The sequence below is a fragment of the Enterobacter sp. MG-EB028 genome, from assembly GCF_056673305.1.
Genome location: NZ_CP195079.1, coordinates 3,719,484 through 3,737,877, shown reverse-complemented (window position 1 = coordinate 3,737,877; position 18,394 = coordinate 3,719,484). Strand labels below are relative to the sequence as shown.

17 protein-coding genes and 1 pseudogene are annotated in these 18,394 nt (G+C 58.9%); 13 read left to right on the top strand and 5 right to left on the bottom strand.

The window, feature by feature from the left end:
* Positions 1–12: 12 nt before the first annotated feature.
* From fdrA to ACR42C_RS17565, 5 genes are all read left to right on the top strand, one after another.
* Positions 13–1,554: an acyl-CoA synthetase FdrA gene (gene fdrA, locus ACR42C_RS17585; protein ID WP_163330124.1), complete on the top strand. Its 1,542-nt coding sequence runs from the start codon at positions 13–15 to the stop codon at positions 1,552–1,554.
* Positions 1,554–2,969 carry a YlbE family protein gene (locus ACR42C_RS17580; RefSeq protein ID WP_479984384.1) on the top strand — a complete coding sequence of 472 codons (1,416 nt, stop codon included), beginning with the start codon at positions 1,554–1,556 and terminating at the stop codon, positions 2,967–2,969. Before fdrA ends, ACR42C_RS17580 begins: the two co-directional genes overlap by 1 nt.
* A gap of 11 nt (positions 2,970–2,980) precedes the next feature.
* Positions 2,981–4,525: a xanthine permease gene (locus ACR42C_RS17575; protein ID WP_316380170.1), complete on the top strand. Its 1,545-nt coding sequence runs from the start codon at positions 2,981–2,983 to the stop codon at positions 4,523–4,525.
* Between the two features lie 120 nt (positions 4,526–4,645).
* On the top strand, positions 4,646–5,602 hold the full coding sequence (locus ACR42C_RS17570) for a carbamate kinase family protein (protein WP_479984383.1): 957 nt from the start codon (positions 4,646–4,648) through the stop codon (positions 5,600–5,602).
* Position 5,603: 1 nt separating this feature from the next.
* The gene (locus ACR42C_RS17565; protein WP_479984382.1) at positions 5,604–6,983 is read left to right on the top strand and encodes an amidohydrolase family protein; all 1,380 of its coding nucleotides are present in this window, start codon (positions 5,604–5,606) and stop codon (positions 6,981–6,983) included.
* Between the two features lie 18 nt (positions 6,984–7,001).
* Here ACR42C_RS17565 and ACR42C_RS17560 read toward each other — a convergent pair whose 3' ends face one another.
* Positions 7,002–7,922, bottom strand: a complete 921-nt coding sequence (locus tag ACR42C_RS17560) for a LysR substrate-binding domain-containing protein (protein ID WP_316380173.1) — start codon at positions 7,920–7,922, stop codon at positions 7,002–7,004.
* Positions 7,923–8,137: 215 nt separating this feature from the next.
* Here ACR42C_RS17560 and ACR42C_RS17555 point away from each other — a divergent pair, with 215 nt between their 5' ends.
* The 5 genes from ACR42C_RS17555 (at position 8,138) to ACR42C_RS17535 (ending at position 12,920) form a co-directional block, all read left to right on the top strand.
* A complete protein-coding gene (locus ACR42C_RS17555) occupies positions 8,138–9,469 on the top strand; it encodes an MFS transporter (protein ID WP_479984381.1) in 1,332 nt (443 codons plus the stop codon).
* Between the two features lie 36 nt (positions 9,470–9,505).
* Positions 9,506–10,255 carry an SDR family NAD(P)-dependent oxidoreductase gene (locus ACR42C_RS17550; RefSeq protein WP_166712143.1) on the top strand — a complete coding sequence of 250 codons (750 nt, stop codon included), beginning with the start codon at positions 9,506–9,508 and terminating at the stop codon, positions 10,253–10,255.
* A gap of 12 nt (positions 10,256–10,267) precedes the next feature.
* Complete coding sequence (locus tag ACR42C_RS17545; RefSeq protein WP_479984380.1) at positions 10,268–11,113, top strand: transketolase; 846 nt, start codon at positions 10,268–10,270, stop codon at positions 11,111–11,113.
* Positions 11,113–12,111: a transketolase family protein gene (locus tag ACR42C_RS17540; RefSeq protein WP_166712139.1), complete on the top strand. Its 999-nt coding sequence runs from the start codon at positions 11,113–11,115 to the stop codon at positions 12,109–12,111. The genes ACR42C_RS17545 and ACR42C_RS17540 overlap by 1 nt, the downstream gene beginning before the upstream one ends.
* Positions 12,112–12,185: 74 nt before the next feature.
* Positions 12,186–12,920, top strand: a complete 735-nt coding sequence (locus ACR42C_RS17535; RefSeq protein WP_320721091.1) for a class I SAM-dependent methyltransferase — start codon at positions 12,186–12,188, stop codon at positions 12,918–12,920.
* On the opposite strand, the gene ACR42C_RS17530 is transcribed toward ACR42C_RS17535, so the two are convergent.
* Complete coding sequence (locus tag ACR42C_RS17530; RefSeq protein WP_163330128.1) at positions 12,914–13,516, bottom strand: short chain dehydrogenase; 603 nt, start codon at positions 13,514–13,516, stop codon at positions 12,914–12,916. The two genes, ACR42C_RS17535 and ACR42C_RS17530, sit on opposite strands and share 7 nt — an antisense overlap.
* Positions 13,517–13,613: 97 nt before the next feature.
* Here ACR42C_RS17530 and ACR42C_RS17525 point away from each other — a divergent pair, with 97 nt between their 5' ends.
* Positions 13,614–14,501, top strand: a complete 888-nt coding sequence (locus ACR42C_RS17525; RefSeq protein WP_320721090.1) for a LysR family transcriptional regulator — start codon at positions 13,614–13,616, stop codon at positions 14,499–14,501.
* 20 nt (positions 14,502–14,521) lie between these two features.
* Entirely contained in the window at positions 14,522–15,703 is a 1,182-nt protein-coding gene (locus tag ACR42C_RS17520; RefSeq protein WP_316380175.1) for an aminotransferase-like domain-containing protein, read from the top strand.
* A gap of 54 nt (positions 15,704–15,757) precedes the next feature.
* Here the strand turns inward: ACR42C_RS17520 and ACR42C_RS17515 are convergent, their stop codons facing one another.
* Complete coding sequence (locus ACR42C_RS17515; protein WP_316380176.1) at positions 15,758–16,177, bottom strand: nuclear transport factor 2 family protein; 420 nt, start codon at positions 16,175–16,177, stop codon at positions 15,758–15,760.
* A gap of 97 nt (positions 16,178–16,274) precedes the next feature.
* Here ACR42C_RS17515 and ACR42C_RS17510 point away from each other — a divergent pair, with 97 nt between their 5' ends.
* On the top strand, positions 16,275–17,006 hold the full coding sequence (locus ACR42C_RS17510) for a helix-turn-helix domain-containing protein (RefSeq protein WP_316380177.1): 732 nt from the start codon (positions 16,275–16,277) through the stop codon (positions 17,004–17,006).
* Here the strand turns inward: ACR42C_RS17510 and ACR42C_RS17505 are convergent.
* Positions 16,996–17,136: pseudogene (locus ACR42C_RS17505) on the bottom strand (HigA family addiction module antitoxin); the annotation flags it as partial. The gene ACR42C_RS17510 and the pseudogene ACR42C_RS17505 sit on opposite strands and share 11 nt — an antisense overlap.
* A 78-nt stretch (positions 17,137–17,214) precedes the next feature.
* The gene (locus ACR42C_RS17500; RefSeq protein ID WP_116343831.1) at positions 17,215–18,384 is read right to left on the bottom strand and encodes a beta-barrel domain-containing protein; all 1,170 of its coding nucleotides are present in this window, start codon (positions 18,382–18,384) and stop codon (positions 17,215–17,217) included.
* Positions 18,385–18,394 lie beyond the last annotated feature (10 nt).

Genomic DNA, 18,394 nt, shown 5'->3' with positions numbered 1-18,394 from the left:
CAGGAGAAAACAATGCCAACCAAAATCGTTATAAAAAAGAACACGTATTTTGATTCGGTTTCACTGATGTCCGTTTCCACCAAAGCCAATAAATTACCGGGCGTCGAGCAGGCGTTTGTGGCCATGGCGACGGAAATGAACAAAGGCGTATTAAAAAATCTCGGGCTGTTAACGCCGGAATTAGCCGACGCCAAAAACGGCGACCTGATGATCGTGATTAAAGGCGCCGCGGCGAATGATGAAACCCTGGCCGCTATTGAGGCGTTATTCACGCGTAAAGAGAGCGGAGGCACCCATGAAGCACGCTACGCGACGATTGCCAGCGCCAAAACCCATCGCCCGGACAGCAACCTTGCGGTGATTTCCGTTAACGGCACCTTCGCCGCACGCGAAGCGCGCCAGGCGCTGGAAAACGATCTTAACGTCATGCTCTTTTCCGATAACGTATCCCTCGACGACGAGCTGGCGCTGAAGCAGCTGGCGCACCAGAAAGGGCTGCTGATGATGGGGCCGGACTGCGGCACCGCCATTATCAACGGCGCGGGGCTGTGCTTCGCCAACGCGGTGCGCCGCGGGCCGATTGGCATCGTCGGCGCCTCTGGCACCGGCAGCCAGGAGCTGAGTGTGCGCATTCATGAATTCGGCGGCGGCGTGTCTCAGCTGATTGGCACCGGCGGGCGCGATCTCAGCGAGAAAATCGGCGGCCTGATGATGCTCGATGCCATCGACATGCTCGAAGCCGATGAGGGCACCCGGGTCATTGCGCTCATCTCCAAGCCGCCCGCACCTGCGGTGGCGGAGAAAGTTCTGGCGCGCGCGCGGGCATGCCGCAAGCCTGTCATCGTGTGCTTCCTTGGCCGCAGCGAACCGCCCGCCGATGAAGACGGCCTGCAGTTTGCCCGCGGCACCAAAGAGGCGGCGCTGAAGGCGGTACTGCTCACCGGCATTAAAAAAGAGTCCCTGGATTTACACCCGCTCAACTGGCCGCTGATTGAAGAGGTGCGCGCCCGCCTGACCCCGCAGCAGAAATACATTCGCGGCCTGTTCTGCGGCGGCACCCTGTGCGATGAGGCGATGTTCGCGGCGCTTGCGAAATTCGACGACGTTTACAGCAACATCCAGCCGGATCCGGCTAAGCGCCTGAAAGACATCAGCGTCAGCCAGGCCCACACCTTCCTCGACTTTGGCGACGACGATTTCACCAACGGCAAGCCGCACCCGATGATCGACCCGACCAACCGCATCAGCCGCCTGCTGCAGGAGGCACGCGATCCGGAGGTGGGCGTCATCGTGATGGACTTCGTGCTCGGCTTTGGCGCGCACGAGGATCCGGTCGGCGTGATGATCGACGCCATCAAGGAGGCGCAGGCGATCGCGAAGGCCGATAACCGTCCGCTGGAGATCCTCGGCTACGTGCTCGGCACCGACCAGGATCCGCAGTCGCTGGCGCAGCAGTGCCAGCTGCTGACCGATGCAGGCGTCATCTGGGCCAGCAGCAGCACCAATACCGGATTATTGGCTCGCGAATTTGTCTGCAAAGGGGAGAAAGCATAATGACGACCTTATTCAACCAGCCGCTGAACGTCATCAACGTCGGCATTGCGATGTTCAGCAACGATCTCAAAAAACAGCACGTCCCCGTCACTCAACTGGACTGGACGCCGCCGGGGCAGGGCAATATGCAGGTGGTGGAGGCGCTCGACCAGCTGGCGGAAAAACCGCTGGCGGAGAAGATCGCCGCCGCGAATAAAATCGCTCTTGAGCGCATTATTCAGTCCCATCCGGTGCTGGTGGGTTTCGAGCAGGCCATTAACGTTGTGCCGGGCATGACCCGCACCACCATTCTGCACGCCGGTCCGCCTGTCGCATGGGAAAACATGTGCGGGGCGATGAAGGGCGCAGTCACCGGGGCTCTGGTGTTTGAAGGGCTGGCGACGGATCTGGAGGATGCCGCAAGGCTCGCCGCTTCAGGCGACATCACCTTCTCGCCGTGCCACGAGCACGACTGCGTGGGCTCGATGGCGGGCGTCACCTCCGCATCAATGTTTATGCACATCGTTGAGAACAAAACCTACGGCAACCGCGCGTTCACCAACCTCAGCGAGCAGATGGCGAAGATACTGCGCATGGGCGCCAACGACCAGAGCGTGATTGACCGTCTGAACTGGATGCGCGACGTGCTCGGCCCGATGCTGCGCGACGCGATGAAGATCGTTGGCGAAATCGACCTGCGCCTGATGCTGGCCCAGGCGCTGCATATGGGCGACGAGTGCCACAACCGCAACAACGCGGGCACTACGCTGCTGATCCAGGCGCTGACCCCGGGGCTGATTCAGGCGGGCTATCCGGTGGAGCAGCAGCACGAGGTGTTCGAGTTTGTCGCCAGCAGCGACTACTTCTCCGGCCCAACGTGGATGGCGATGTGTAAAGCCGCGCTGGACGCCGCCCACGGCATTGAGTACAGCACCGTCGTCACCACCATGGCGCGCAACGGCTACGAGTTCGGCCTGCGCGTCTCCGGCCTGCCGGGGCAGTGGTTCACCGGCCCGGCGCAGCAGGTGATTGGCCCGATGTTTGCGGGCTATAAGCCGGAAGACTCCGGGCTGGACATCGGCGACAGCGCCATCACCGAAACCTACGGCATCGGCGGCTTTGCGATGGCGACGGCCCCGGCCATCGTTGCGCTGGTGGGCGGCACGGTGGAGGAAGCCATCGACTTCTCCCGCCAGATGCGCGAGATCACCCTCGGCGAAAACCCGAACGTCACCATTCCGCTGCTCTCGTTTATGGGTATCCCGACCGCCATCGACATCACCAGAGTCGCGGGCAGCGGCATTTTGCCGGTCATTAATACCGCCATTGCCCATAAGGACGCGGGCATCGGCATGATTGGGGCGGGCATCGTTCACCCGCCGTTTAGCTGTTTTGAAAAGGCGCTGTTGACCTTCCGCGATCGCTACTTTTTATAAGGCAAGCATCCATGAAAAACATGAAACTGGAGTGGAAAAGAGGTGACTGGGCGGCTTATTTCGGGTTGATGACCAACAACCTGACCAATTTGCTGACCATGATGGGGCTGCTCATTTTTGTCGTCGGCATCCCGAAGGAGATTGTTTATGGACGCATCGCGCCGGCCTTCGGGCTGGCGGTGCTGGTGGCGAGTATTTGCTACGCCTGGTTTGGCCTGCAGATGGCGCGCGCCACCGGGCGTACGGACGTCACCGCGCTGCCGTCTGGCCCGAGCGCGCCGTCGATTTTTACCGTCACCTTCCTCGTACTGATGCCGGTTTATCAGCAAACGGGCGATGCAGATTTCGCAATCCAGATCGGCCTGGTGTGGTGCTTCGTGGAAGCGATGATCCTCGCGGGCGGCTCGTTCCTGGGAGAGACCATCCGCAAGATGATCCCGCGCACCGTGCTGCTGTCGTGCCTGTCCGGACTGGGACTGCTGCTGCTGGCGATGAACCCGATGCTGCAGGCGTTCGAAGCGCCTACCGTGTCGTTCATCGTTCTGCTGCTGATCTTCATCAACTGGTTCGGTAAAAAGCCGATTTTCGCCAAAATCCCGACAGGTCTGCTGTTGCTGATTGCCGGTACGGCATTAGCGTGGATCTCCGGTCTGCAAAGCCCGGAAGCGATCAAAGCGTCCATGTCCTCCTTTGGCTTTAACCCGCCGGAGGTGCACGTGGACAGCTTTATGCAGGGGCTGCCGCACGCGCTGCCGTATCTTGCATCCGCCGTGCCGCTGGGGCTGGCGAACTATATCTTTGACCTGGAGAACATCGAAAGCGCCCATGCGGCGGGGGATGAATACCCTACCCGCAAGGTGATGCTGGCGAACGGCCTGGCGTCGATGCTCGGCTGCCTGATGGGCAACCCGTTCCCGGTGACGGTCTATGTCGGCCACCCTGGCTGGAAAGCGATGGGCGCCAGCATCGGCTACACGCTCGCCTCCGGGGTGACCATGTTCATCGTACCGCTGTTCGGACTGGGGGCGTTTATGCTCGCCATTATTCCGATGACCGCCATCGTGCCGATTCTGGTGTTTATCGGCGTCGTCACCGCCAACCAGGTGGTGAGGGAAACGCCCAAAGTGGAGGTGCCGGTGATCTTTATCTGCCTGTTCCCGTGGATCGCCAACTGGGCGCTGACCATGATGAACAGCGTGATGGGGGCGGCAGGCACCAGCGCGACGAAAATCGGCACCGATGTGCTGCACAGCAAGGGGATTTACTACGAGGGCCTGGTGCATCTCGGCAACGGCGCGCCGCTCGCCAGCATGCTGTGGGGCTGTATCGCCATTTTCGCCATCATTAACAAGCCGCTGCGCGGTGCCGTGGCTGCGGCGGGTGGGGCATTGCTGGCGCTGTTCGGGGTGATCCACGCTCCGGTCGTGGGCTTTGCCGAGGGCAGTTCGCTGATGTTCGTCACGGCCTACCTGATGATGGGCGGCATGTTTGTGGTGAAGCATTTCCTCGATAGCCGGGAAGTTGCGAGCGCTGCTGCACCAGTATCTGAAGCTTAAGGCATTGCCCCCTCACCCTAACCCTCTCCCCAAAGGGGAGAGGGTGTAATCGTCCCCTCTCCCCTTTGGGGAGAGGGCCGGGGTGAGGGGAACATACCGCACCGTTGCGAAGGAAAACGTATGAAAGAGCTTATGGTCGTCGCCATTGGCGGCAACAGCATTATCAAAGACAACGCCAGCCAGTCGGTTGAACATCAGGCACAGGCGGTTAAAGCGGTGGCAGACTCCGTGCTCGAAATGCTGGCCTCCGACTATGACATCGTGCTTACCCACGGTAATGGCCCCCAGGTGGGGCTGGATCTGCGCCGCGCTGAGATTGCCCACGAGCGAGAGGGGCTTCCCCTGACGCCCCTGGCAAATTGCGTGGCGGACACCCAGGGCGGCATCGGCTACCTGATCCAGCAGGCGCTTAACAACCGTCTGGCGGCGCGCGGGGAGCAAAAGGCGGTCACGGTCGTCACCCAGGTAGAGGTGGATAAAAACGATCCCGGCTTTACGCACCCGACGAAACCGATCGGCGCGTTCTTCAGCGAGGCGCAGCGCGACGTGCTGCAGCAGGCGCACCCGGAATGGCACTTTGTTGAGGATTCGGGCCGGGGCTATCGTCGCGTGGTGGCCTCTCCACAGCCGCTGCGCATTGTTGAGGCCGATGCGATCAAGACATTGACGCAAAAGGGCTTCGTGGTGATCGGCGCGGGCGGCGGCGGTATTCCCGTGGTGCGCTCGGCGCAGGGCGATTACCAGGGCGTCGACGCGGTGATTGATAAAGATCTCTCCACCGCGCTGCTGGCGCGCGAGATCCGCGCCGACGTGCTGGTGATTACCACCGGCGTGGAAAAGGTGTGCGTCAACTTCGGCAAGCCGAACCAGCAGGCGCTGGACACCGTCAGCGTGGCGCAAATGACGCGCTACATGGACGAAGGCCACTTCCCGGCGGGCAGCATGCTGCCCAAAATCGTCGCGTCGCTGAAGTTTTTACGCCACGGCGGCAGGCGCGTGATTATCACCTCGCCGGACTCCCTGCCCGCGGCGCTGCGTGTTGAAACCGGTACCCATATTGTGAATGAAGGAAGATAAGATGAATGAGAATAAAAGCCGCCGTGAGTTTATCAGCCAGAGCGGCAAAATGGTCACCGCCTGCGCGCTGTTTGGCGCAACCGGCTCCGTCGCGTATGCTGCCGACTCTGCAAAACCAACCTGCGAGACGGGCAAGCCGATGAACATCACCGCGAAGCATTATTATCTGGACAACGTGCTGCTCGAAGCCGGGTTTAATTTCGACGGCAGCGTGGCGACGAGCACCCGCACCGAGCTGAAAACGCTGGAGATTAAAGACGGGAAGATTGTCGCCCTGCGCGACAACGGCAGCCACGCCGACGCGACCCTGCCGCGCTACGATGCGGGTAAAAAGCTGATGCTTCCGGCAATGCGCGACATGCATATTCACCTGGATAAAACCTTCTACGGCGGCCCGTGGCGCTCCCTGAACCGCCCTGCAGGCACCACGATTCAGGACATGATCCGCCTTGAGCAGAAGCTGCTGCCGGAACTGCAGCCCTATACCCAGGAACGCGCGGAGGCGCTTATCGACCTTATCCAGTCGAAAGGCTCCACTATTGCCCGCAGTCACTGCAACATTGAGCCGGTCTCCGGCCTGAAAAATCTGGAAAATTTACAGGCGGTCTTATCGCGCCGTAAACCCGACTTTGACTGCGAAATCGTCGCCTTCCCGCAGCACGGCCTGCTGCTCTCCAACTCTGAAAAACTGATGCGCGAGGCGATGCAGGCCGGGGCGCACTACGTGGGTGGGCTGGACCCGACGAACGTTGACGGTGCCATGGAGAAATCCCTCGATCTGATGTTCCAGATTGCGCTGGACTACGACAAAGGGGTGGATATTCACCTGCATGAAACCAGCCCGGCGGGCGTGGCGGCGGTGAACTATATGGTGGAAACCGTGGAGAAAACGCCGGAGCTGAAGGGTAAGCTGACCATCAGCCACGCCTTCGCGCTGGCGACGCTCAACGAGCAGCAGGTGGATGAGATTGCCACCCGCATGGCAGCGCAGCAGGTGACCATCGCCTCCACCGTGCCGATTGGCACCCTGCACATGCCGCTGAAGCAGCTGCGCGACAAGGGTGTGTTCGTGATGACGGGCACCGACAGCGTAATCGACCACTGGTCGCCGTACGGCCTGGGTGACATGCTGGAGAAGGCGAATCTCTACGCCCAGCTCTACATTCGCCCGAACGAGCAGACGCTCTCCCGCGCGCTCGGTATCGCCACCGGCGACGTGCTGCCGCTGAACGACAAAGGCGAACGGGTGTGGCCAAAAGCACAGGACGACGCCAGCTTTGTGCTGGTGGATGCCTCCTGCTCCGCCGAAGCGGTGGCGCGCATTTCGCCGCGCACCGCGACGTTCCACAAGGGGAATCTGGTCTGGGGCTCGGTCGCCTGACGCCACGTTGGGGTATCGCTACAGGTGATACCCCGACAATCGCAACTCACGGTCAATCCACTCGACGAACTGCTGGATCTTCCACGCGCGTTCGTTCATGTGCGGCATCACCAGATGGTGCGCGTTGATGGCGATACCCATTTCATCAGGCAGCACCTGCACCAGCGAGCCATCCTTCAGGTGATCGGTAGCCATCATTTTGCTCTCTAGAATAAACCCAAGCCCCATGCGCGCCGCTTCAAAGCTCATGTAGGAGCGGTCGAAGCTGAGGCTGAAATTAAGCCAGGGCCTGTCGATATTGTGCCAGGCGAACCATTTTTCCCAGTTCACCAGGGTGCTGGTGGACGAGATAAGCGACTGTTGCAGCAGATCGGCGGGCGTGCTGATGGGATGCTCTTCTGCATAGTCCGGCGAGGCCAATACCACCAGCGTGTCGTTTTTAATGGTCATCACCCGGTAGGCGTCCCAGTCCGGAATACCGTGACGGATATCAATGTCGATATTATCTCTGGCGAACTGCAGGTTCTCATAGGAGCAGGTGAGATTGATGGTGATATCAGGATATTCGGCGCGGAATCTGCCCAGACGGCGCAACAGCCAGGACAGCCCGAAGGTGGGGGAAGAGTGCACGCGAAGCACAGCATTGTCTTTTTCTTTCACGATCTGATCGGTGGCGCGCCCGATGGCGCTCATCGCCGCCGAGACCTCCCGCAGATATTTTTCTCCCGTCGGGGTGAGTTGAACCCCTTTGCCGCTGCGGATGAATAACTTCTTGCCCAGCCACGATTCCAGCGACGCGATCTGGTGGCTTACCGCCGAAGGCGTGACGTTGAGCTGTTCCGCCGCCTGATGGATGCTCAGGGCGTTAGCAACGGCGATAAACGCCTGCAAATTTCTGAGCGAGGGTAGCGATAACGTCTGGCGATCCTGCGCGGGCATGGCCTACTCCTTACACGATAATTGATAAAAAACATAACATTGAGACTGCGAGCGGGCAATTTTATCCCGATGTTATTTTTTTGAGCTGTATCGCGAATCAAATTTATCTCAGCAATAAATGAGCTTTATTGAATGGCGTTTCATGGGTGAGCCGATATATTGACGTTGAACGCAATAATAAAACGACTCACGGTGTTCGAATAATGAGGTAAGTTATGTCTCGTATAGAACAAGTTGTCCCCTACATAAAGACTAAAAAAACCAATTACCGTTTCGTTGTGCTGGCATTAATTTTTATTGTTTATGCCATTAATTATGCTGACCGAACAAATATTGGTGCGGTACTGCCGTTTATCATTGACGAATTTCATATCAATAATTTCGAAGCCGGTGCCATCGCCAGCATGTTTTTTTTGGGATACGCCCTGAGCCAAATTCCTGCGGGCTTTTTTATTGCCAAAAAGGGAATTCGCGGCATGGTGGCACTGTCGATATTCGGCTTCTCTGCCTTTACCTGGCTGATGGGCACCGCAACCTCGGTTCTGGGCCTGAAGTGTATCCGCCTGGGGCTGGGGTTAACAGAGGGGCCGTGCCCAGTCGGGCTGGCCTCCACCATCAATAACTGGTTTCCGCCAAAGGAGAAGGCCACGGCCACGGGCGTCTACATCGCCGCCACCATGTTCGCGCCCATCCTCGTGCCGCCGCTGGCAGTGTGGATCGCCATGACCTGGGGCTGGCGCTGGGTCTTCTTCTCCTTTGCGATCCCCGGTCTGGTCATTGCCGTCCTGTGGTATCTGCTGGTACGCACCAAGCCGTCCGAGAGCGCATTCGTCTCGAAAGCGGAGCTGGAGACCATTACCGCCGGTCAGGAGACCCCGGACGCCAGACGGGAAAACATCGTGATTTCACCGGGCTTTGCACGCCTTGACCGGCTGATCCGCGTGCGGGAATTAGCCCCGGTAAGCACGGTGAAAGGGCTGTTTACGTCGAAGAATATTCTCGGTGACTGCCTGGCCTATTTTATGATGGTCAGCGTGCTGTACGGACTGTTGACGTGGATCCCGCTCTATCTGGTGAAAGAGAAAGGCTTTACGTTTATGAGCATGGGGCTGGTCGCCAGCATGCCGTGCATCGGCGGATTTATCGGTGCGATTTTTGGCGGTTACGTCTCCGACAAGCTGCTCGGCCGCCGACGTAAGCCGACCATGATGTTTACCGCCATCAGCACCGTATTAATGATGGTTATTATGCTGAATATTCCGCAAAGCACCGCGGCGGTTTGCGTCGGGCTATTTTTTGTCGGCCTCTGTCTGAATATCGGCTGGCCCGCTTTTACGGCTTATGGGATGGCTGTTGCGGACAGTAAAACCTATCCGATTGCCGCGTCCATTATCAATAGCGGCGGTAATCTCGGCGGATTTGTTTCCCCAATGCTGGCAGGTTATCTGCTGGATAAAACAGGCAGTTTTAATTCCGTGTTTATTTATTTCGGTATTTGCGCAGCTATTGGTTTAATTATGATCATGCTGCTGGAAGAGCCGAAATAAAACATTAAATCTCTCTTGTCCGAATGGAGTAAATATATGCTACTGAAAAATAAAGTCGCCGTTATTACCGGCGCGGCTTCCGTACGCGGTTTGGGTTTCGCTACGGCGAAATTATATGCCGAACAGGGTGCGAAAGTGGTGATTATCGATTTAAACGCTGAAGCCAGCCGGGCTGCCGCCGCGAGCCTGGGCGACCAGCATCTGGGCCTTGCGGCGAACGTCAGCAATGAATTACAGGTTAATGCCGCCATTGAGCAGGTGCTGGGGAAATACGGGCGCATCGATATTCTGGTGAATAACGCCGGCATTACTCAGCCGATCAAGCTGATGGATATCAAACGCGAAAATTACGATGCGGTGCTTGACGTCAGCCTGCGCGGCACGTTGCTAATGTCCCAGGCGGTTATTCCCACTATGCGCGCACAAAAGTCGGGCAGCATCGTCTGCATTTCATCGGTATCGGCCCAGCGCGGCGGCGGCATCTTTGGCGGCCCACACTACAGCGCTGCAAAAGCGGGCGTGCTGGGGCTGGCAAAAGCCATGGCGCGTGAGCTGGGGCCCGACAATGTGCGCGTAAACTGCATCACGCCGGGGCTTATCCAGACGGACATTACCGCAGGCAAGCTGAGCGATGAGATGAAAACGTCCATTCTGGCGGGCATTCCGCTTAACCGCCTCGGCGACGCGCAGGATATTGCCCGCGCCGCGCTGTTCCTCGGAAGCGACCTCTCTTCTTACTCCACCGGTATCACGCTCGACGTGAACGGCGGGATGCTGATCCATTAAGGAGACACGACGATGACGGATACTACAGTTCAACAGGTTGTCGCCGCGGCCTGGCGCATTCGCCGCTACGCGCTGCGCATGGGCGAAGTGCAGGGGCAGGGCTACATCGGGCAGGCGCTGGGCTATGCCGATGTGCTGGCCACCGCGTTTGCCCACGGGATGAACCTTAAGCCGGGCGAGCCGGAATGGGAGGGGCGTGACCGTTTTTTGCTCTCTCACGGCCACTACGCCATTGCCTGTTACGCCGCCCTGATTGAAGCGGGGATCGTTCCTGAAGAGGAGCTGGAGACCTACGGCGCGGACGACAGCCGCCTGCCGATGTCCGGCATGGCAACCTACACGCCGGGCATGGAGATCTCCGGTGGTTCGCTGGGGCAGGGCTTAAGCATTGGCGTTGGCATGGCGCTGGGGCTGAAGCGCAAGCAGAGCGCGGCATGGGTCGTTAACTCCATGTCGGACGGCGAGCTGGACGAAGGGTCAACCTGGGAAGCGGCGATGTCGGCGGCACATCACGGCCTGTCGAACCTGATCGTGCTGGTGGACATTAACCGCCAGCAGGCGGATGGCAACTCGCACGCGATCCTCGGCTTTGAGCCGCTGGCGGATAAATGGACCTCCTTCGGCTGGTACGTGCAGCGCGTCAACGGCAACGATGTCCCTTCACTGGTAACGGCGTTTGATAACGCCAAATGCTACCCGGAAAACCAGCCGCGCGTCATTTTGTGCGACACGCTGATGGGCAAGGGCGTGCCGTTCCTCGAAAAGCGTGACAAGAACCATTTTATTCGCGTGGATGCTGACGAGTGGCAAAAGGCACTCGCCGTGCTGGATGCCAACAAACCTGAAGGAGTGCTGTAATGAGCCAGACCACGGAGAAAAAACCGCGTTTAACCACGTCGGCGATGATTGCCTCTATCGCGGAAGAGGGCCAGGAGACGCGAGCCGCACCGTTCGGCCACGCGCTGGTGAAGCTGGCGGAACAGCGACCGGAGGTCGTCGGCATGACGGCGGATCTGTCGAAGTACACCGATCTGCATATTTTCGCTCAGGCCTACCCGGAACGCTTCTTTCAGATGGGCATGGCCGAGCAGTTGTTAATGGGGGCCGCGGGCGGCATGGCGAAAGAGGGTTTTATTCCTTTCGCCACCACCTATGCCGTCTTCGCCACCCGCCGCGCCTACGATTTTATCCATCAGGTGATTGCTGAAGAGCACCTGAACGTGAAGATCTGCGCGGCGCTGCCGGGGCTAACCACCGGTTACGGGCCGAGCCACCAGGCGACGGAAGATATTGCGATTATGCGCGGTATTCCGGGCATGACGATTATCGATCCCTGTGACGCAATCGACACCGAACAGGCGGTGCCGGCGATGGCAGCGCACGATGGCCCGGTGTATATGCGACTGCTGCGCGGCAAGGTGCCGGTGGTGCTGGACCAGTACAACTACCAGTTTAAGATTGGCAAAGCCGTGCTGCTGGAAGAAGGGCGCGACGTCCTGATCATCGCCTCTGGGCTGATGACCATGCGCGCGCTGGAGGCGGCGAAGCAGCTGCGTAAAGATAACGTCAGCGTGGCGGTGCTGCACTCGCCCACCATTAAGCCGCTGGACGAAGAGACGATCCTGGCGCAGGCTGCGAAGCCGGGACGGCTGGTGATTGTGGCGGAAAACCACAGCAGCGTGGGTGGGCTTTGCGAGGCTGTCGCGTCTCTGTTGATGCGCAACCGCGTTAACGTGGATTTCGATACCGTCGCGCTGCCGGACGCGTTCCTGGATGCGGGCGCGCTGCCCACCCTCCATGACCGCTACGGGATCTCAGCTACAGCTATGGTGGAGAAAATCCGTCGCAGGCTGTGATTTATCAGACGGATACGTTGTCAACGGGCGAGGGGTGCTTTACCCTCGCCACTGTTGCGATAAAGGAGTCCGTCATGGCACAAAACATCTACGACAACCCGGCATTTTTTGAAGGCTATGCCCAGCTTCCGCGCTCGGTTCAGGGCCTGGACGGCGCGCCGGAGTGGCCCGCGCTCAAGGCAATGCTGCCAGATTTAACCGGTAAATTGGTTGTTGATCTCGGCTGCGGCTACGGCTGGTTCTGTCGCGCAGCGCGCGAGCTGGGCGCGTCTGACGTCACGGGTGTTGATATTTCAGAAAAAATGCTCGCCCGCGCGGCTGAACTGACTGATGACAACCGGATTCACTATCAGCGTAGCGATCTGGAATCTCTGGCGCTGAAAGCGAATAGCCTCGATCTGGTCTACAGCTCGCTGGCGCTGCACTACCTGCCGGAGCTGGACACGCTATTCGCCAACGTTCAGCGCGCGCTCAAACCCGGCGGTAGCCTGGTCTTTTCGATGGAGCACCCGATATACACCTGCGCTACCCGTCAGGGCTGGCTGACCGACGACCGCGGCGAGCGGTTCTGGGGGGTGAACCGTTATCAGGACGAGAGCCAGCGCGTCAGCAACTGGCTGGCGGACGGGGTGATTAAATACCACCGCACGTTGGGCACCACGCTTAACGCACTGATCAAAGCGGGGTTAACGATAAGCGAAGTTAATGAGTGGGGGCCAACGCAGGCGCAGATTGACGCCTGGCCTGCATTGGCCGAAGAGGCGGAGCGCCCGATGCTGGTGTTGATCGCCGCCCGTAAGGATCAATAACCGACTTTATACACCCGCCCGCTCTGCACCCCTTCCACGCTGCGGCGGTAGGCCTGCGCCACGGTCGCGGCGGGAACGCTTTCAAAGCCGGGGAAGAACCCGTCATACGCTTCGGCTGACTCCGTCAGTACCGTTGGGCTAATCAGGTTGATGCGGATCCCGCGCGGCAGTTCGCAGGCTGCGGCGCGGACAAACCCTTCCAGCGCCGCGTTCACCGTGGTGGCATTCACGCCCTGCGCAATCGGCTCGTGCGCCACAATCCCGCTTATCAGCGTAATCGAGCCGCCTTCGTTCAAATAATGCTGGCCGGTCAGCGCCAGACGCACCTGCCCCAGTAGCTTATCCTGCAGGCCCTGGTTGAAGTCGCTGTCTTTCATGGTCGCGAGCGGGCCAAAGTAGAGGCCACCGCTGGCGGAGACAATCGCATCCACCGGGCCGATTTTCTCAAACAGCGCCTGGACGCTCGCCTGCGAGGTGATATCCACCTGATAGTCGCCCTGCGTGCGACCGACGCGGATGACCTCGTGACGACGGCTTAATTCTTCGGTTACGGCACGCCCGACAGTACCGCTGGCACCAATAATGACGATTTTCATAGCAGACTCCTTATGTTGTGAGCCTTCATTCTTTAATAAATAAAAAGTCAGATAAACTGGGCTAAAGTTAGATGATTACTAACCAGAGGTTCGGAATATGGATAAGCTTCGCGGGATGGAGACGTTCATTGCGGTAGTGGAAAGCGGCAGTTTTACCGGCGCGGCGTCCCGGCTGGAGATGTCGGCGGTCATGGTGGGAAAGTATATTGCGCTGCTGGAATCGCAGCTCGGTACGCGGCTGCTGGAGCGCAATACCCGTCGCCAGAGTCTGACCGACGCCGGACGCGTTTATTTCGAAGAGGCCAGGCGGGTGCTGGAGCAGGTCTCGATTGCCGAAAGCGCGGTTGAGCGGCTGCGCGCCACACCCGCCGGAACCCTGCGCGTCACGGCACCCACGTCGTTTGGCGGCTGCGTTGTCGCGCCTTTGACCGCCACATTTTTGCAGCGCTACCCGGAGGTGCGCATCGAACTGGATCTCACCAATCGAATGGTCGATCTGGTAGAGGAGGGGGTCGATCTGGCCATCCGCATTGGCGACATCCGCAATGACGATCTGGTGGCGAAATACCTGTGCCCCTACAACATGGTGATCTGCGCCGCGCCGGACTATTTAGCGCATCACGGCACGCCGCAGACGCCTGCCGATCTGGTGGATCATCTTTGTCTGTCGCACACGGTGTGGACCGCGCGCAACGAGTGGCGGCTGCCGGGCGTGGAAGGGGAGGTGCGCTGGAAGCGGGATGCCATCTTACGGTGTAACGACGGCTACGGGCTACGCATGGCGGCGCGAGCCGGGGCGGGGCTGCTGCTGCAACCGGAGGTGCTGGTGGCGGAAGAGCTGGCAAGCGGCAGGCTGATACGGGTGCTGGAGCCGTTCACGCCCGCGCCGAGACCGGTGCATTTACTGTGGCGTCAGGATTTACGCCCCCTGCCTAAGCTAACGGAATTTATTGCTCATATTCTGCTAAGATTGGGCACAATATAAAAAAAGAAGGTAATCAAAGAATGTCTGCAAACAAACTCGCCAGCAGCGCGCAGGGCCTGCAATCATCCGCCATCCGTGAATTATTAAAACATAGCAAAATGGCGGGCGTGATTTCGCTGGGCGGCGGTATTCCCAACCCGGACCTGTTCGATCGCGAAGGGCTTAAAATCGCCGCCGATGCCGTGTTGTCGCAGAATTTTGGCGAGGCGTTCCAGTATGGCCTGACGGAAGGCGTACCGGGGCTGCGCGAAGAAATTAAACGCATCTGCGAAGGGCGCGGCATCGCCTGTAAGGCCGATGACGTGGTCATTACTTCCGGCTCTCAACAATCTCTGGACGTGCTGGCGCGTGCGTTGATCAATCCTGGCGATACGGTTGTCGTTGAACGTCCAACCTATCTCGCCGCGCTGCAGGTCTTTGGCCTGGCGCAGGCCAGTTTTGAATCCGTCGGTACCGACGGCGACGGCATGAAGGTCGATGAGCTTGAAGCACTGGTGGGAAAGAAAACCATCAAGGCGGTTTATATCGTTCCAACTTTTGGTAACCCTGGCGGCGTAACGCTTTCTGAAGCGCGTCGCAAACAGCTGGTGGAACTCTCGAAGCGCTATGATTTCGTGATTATCGAAGACGATCCGTACAGCGAAATTAATTACACCGACGACGTATTCCGCCCGCTGATTGCCCATGCGAAAGATATCGGCAATGAAGATAACGTGGTGTACACCTCTACCTTCTCCAAAATCCTCGCGCCGGGCACCCGCGTGGGCTGGGTGCTGGTGCCGGAGTGGCTGAAACGCGCGGTGGTGAACCTGAAGCAAACCACCGATCTGCACACCAGCACGCTGTCGCAGCTGATGACCTACGAGTACCTGAAAACCGGGCGTCTGGCGAACCAGATTAAAATGATCCGCGAGGCCTATCGCCAGAAATACCAGACGTTCGCAACGGAACTGGAAGCCGAGCTGGGCGATGTGATGTCGTTCCACAAGCCGAAGGGCGGGATGTTCCTGTGGGCGAAAATGAACAACGGCATGAATACGACGAAATGGCTGGAAAAAACCTTGAGCAACGGTGTGGTGTTTGTACCGGGTGAGTTCTTCTACTGCAACGAACCGGACCAGACAACGCTGCGCATGTCATTCGTCACCCCAACGGATGAGCAGCTGAAAGAAGCGGTTCGACGCCTGAAGATCTCGCTGTAAGAGGAGGCGCATAACGGCAGAGGCTGTTATGCGCCGTTCGCGTTTAGGGTGAGCTTATTGCGTGGCGTGGGCGAGTGCGCGGTCTGATGCCTCTCCGCCAATCACCAGCGTGACCTCATGGATACGACAAATTTTTCCTTCTCGCAGTGCGGCAAACATATACACCTCAATCTCTGCCTGCCGACCATCCGGATACGTCACGGTAACCCAGTGCCGGTCTGCCAAAAGACCATCGTGACAGGCGAACTCCTCAACCCTGAATGCTATCTCGCGGATCTGCGATCGAACGTGGTTCAGGTGCTGCACAAAACCCTGATAATCAAGCGCGTGACCGTCCGTAACTTGCTGGTAATCGGGCGTAAAAAGCTCTGCCGGATCGACATCGCCTTTGAATAAGTTGGTTAACAGGCTAGCCATTTCCTTGCGCTGCTCGGTGTTGTCAGGGTGGGCTACCAGGGATGTGATAATGCTCATGCGGGCTCCTCAAATGGTTGAATCAACATTATCCTTGACAGCTGAAGACGCGGTTTCTGTAATACGTCGATGAATAACGATTTTCGGCCAAAATGGTATGATCAGTATTGAAGTGCTCCTTCATCCCGGCGGGTACCGAACGCCGTGGCACAGCCATGGCACCGGCCAGTTGTGGCGCATTGCAACGGGGCTGCTGGTCATTGAGACGCAGCAGGCGCGCTCGGTCGTGCCGGCAAAACATATCGGCTGGATCCCGCCAGGCCAGCAGCACGCCGCCTTCTCTGAAAGCGCGATTGAAGGCTGCGCTATCTATCTTGACCCTGCTTGCTGTGCAATGCTTCCCGATGCTCCCGCGCTGTTCGAGCCGGACGATCTCACCCATGCACTGTTTTCCCGTTTATGTGGTGCAGGGAGCGAGTACGATCCGCGAAAGCTGACTTTACTGCTGGATGAGCTTGCCATGACGCCTCAGGTTCACTTTTCTCTGCCCGTGCCGACGGATCCGCGTCTGAAGAACGTGGTCAGCCGCTTGCTGCAGTTTGTCGATGATAATCAGACGGTCGAGAGTCATGCCAGCCATGCCGGGATGAGCGTACGTACGTTTAACCGTCGGTTTAGCGCCCAGACGGGAATGAACTTCGTCAACTGGCGGCAGCTGGCGCGCGTCATGCAGGCAATGGAGTGGCTGGCGGCGGGGAAGCCGGTGGGATGGATTGCTCTGTCCTGCGGCTACAGCAGCGTCAGCGCATTTATTGAAGTTTTCAAAATGTGGACCGGTAAAACGCCGGGGCAGTGGGCGATTAAAGGTGGCGCTGAAGAGCCGGTTTGATCGCCATATCGGCAGTAAGCTTGCGATTGTTATTGACCAGCGCGCTGATGGTGTTGCGGTGAACATTGAGCATCTCCGCCAGATCGCTGATTTTCAGATTGAGCGGTTCAAGATACTCATACTGCAACACATCGCCCGGCGGCGCTACGCTTGCACGGGCCTACAGGTATGCAGGCCGGGTGAGGCGGAGCCGCCACCCGGCGATTGACTATCGCTCCCTCAGCGCCTCTTTTGCCCGATTAAACGGCTTGATCAGATAATCCAGCACCGTTTTCTCCCCGGTCTTAATGTCCACCGTCGCAATCATCCCCGGCACGATTGAGAAGTGCCTGCCCGCCTTATTCACCAGGTAATCCTGGCTGGTGCGGATAAATACGCGGTAATAGAACACCTCCGGCTTGGCCTCGTCCTGGATGGTGTCCGGCGAAATGGTCTCCACCACCCCGTGCAGCCCGCCGTAGATGGCGTAATCGTAGGCGGTGATCTTCACCAGCGCCTCCTGGTTCGGGTGGATAAAGGCGATATCGCGCGGCGAGAGCCGGGTTTCAATCAGCAGGTGATCGTCTACCGGCACAATCTCCATCAGCTCGCCGTTGGGCGGGATCACCCCGCCGATGGTGGTGACTTTAATGTTTTTCACGATCCCGCGCACCGGGGATTTTACCGTCAGGCGGGTGACGGAATCCTCGCGGCCTTTCAGGATCGCCGAGACCATATCCACCTCCGCGTTGGCCTTGGATAACGCCTCGCGCGCCTGAACGTAATACTGGGAACGCACGTCGGTGAGCTTCAGCTCCAGGTCGCTTTTCTGCCGCTGCAGGCGCAGCACTTCCACGTGGCTGGCGGCACCGGTTTTTACCAGCCGCTGGGTGATCGCCAGCTCTTTGTTTGCGAGATCTAATGCTGAACGCAGTTCACGCTGCGTGTCCTCCAGCTGCGCGCGGCGCGAGTTGTAGAGCCGCGTTTCGGCGGCGGTCAGTTCGGTCCATTTCTCCAGCGAAGGCGGGAACTTCAGCGGCAGATCGTTTACCTCGGCGTACAGACGGGCGCTGGAGGCCAGCGACGCACGGTAGCGCGCAGCGCTTTCGCCGACGTTCGATTCGGAACGCGTCGGATCCAGCCGCGCCAGCACCTGTCCGGCCTGCACCTGATCGCCCTCGTGAACGTTCAGCTCGGTGAGGATCCCCCCATCCAGCGACTGCAACACCTGCTCGCGCGAGCTGGGGATCACTTTTCCGGTTCCCGTTGAGACTTCATCCAGCATCCCAAACCACGCCCAGACGCCCAGCGCCACAAACATCAGCAGCGAGAAGATCACGATCCGCCGCGCGCCGGAATAGCCGCTTTCGGAGTCGAGCGCATTATCCAGATCGTCCATCGCGGCCACG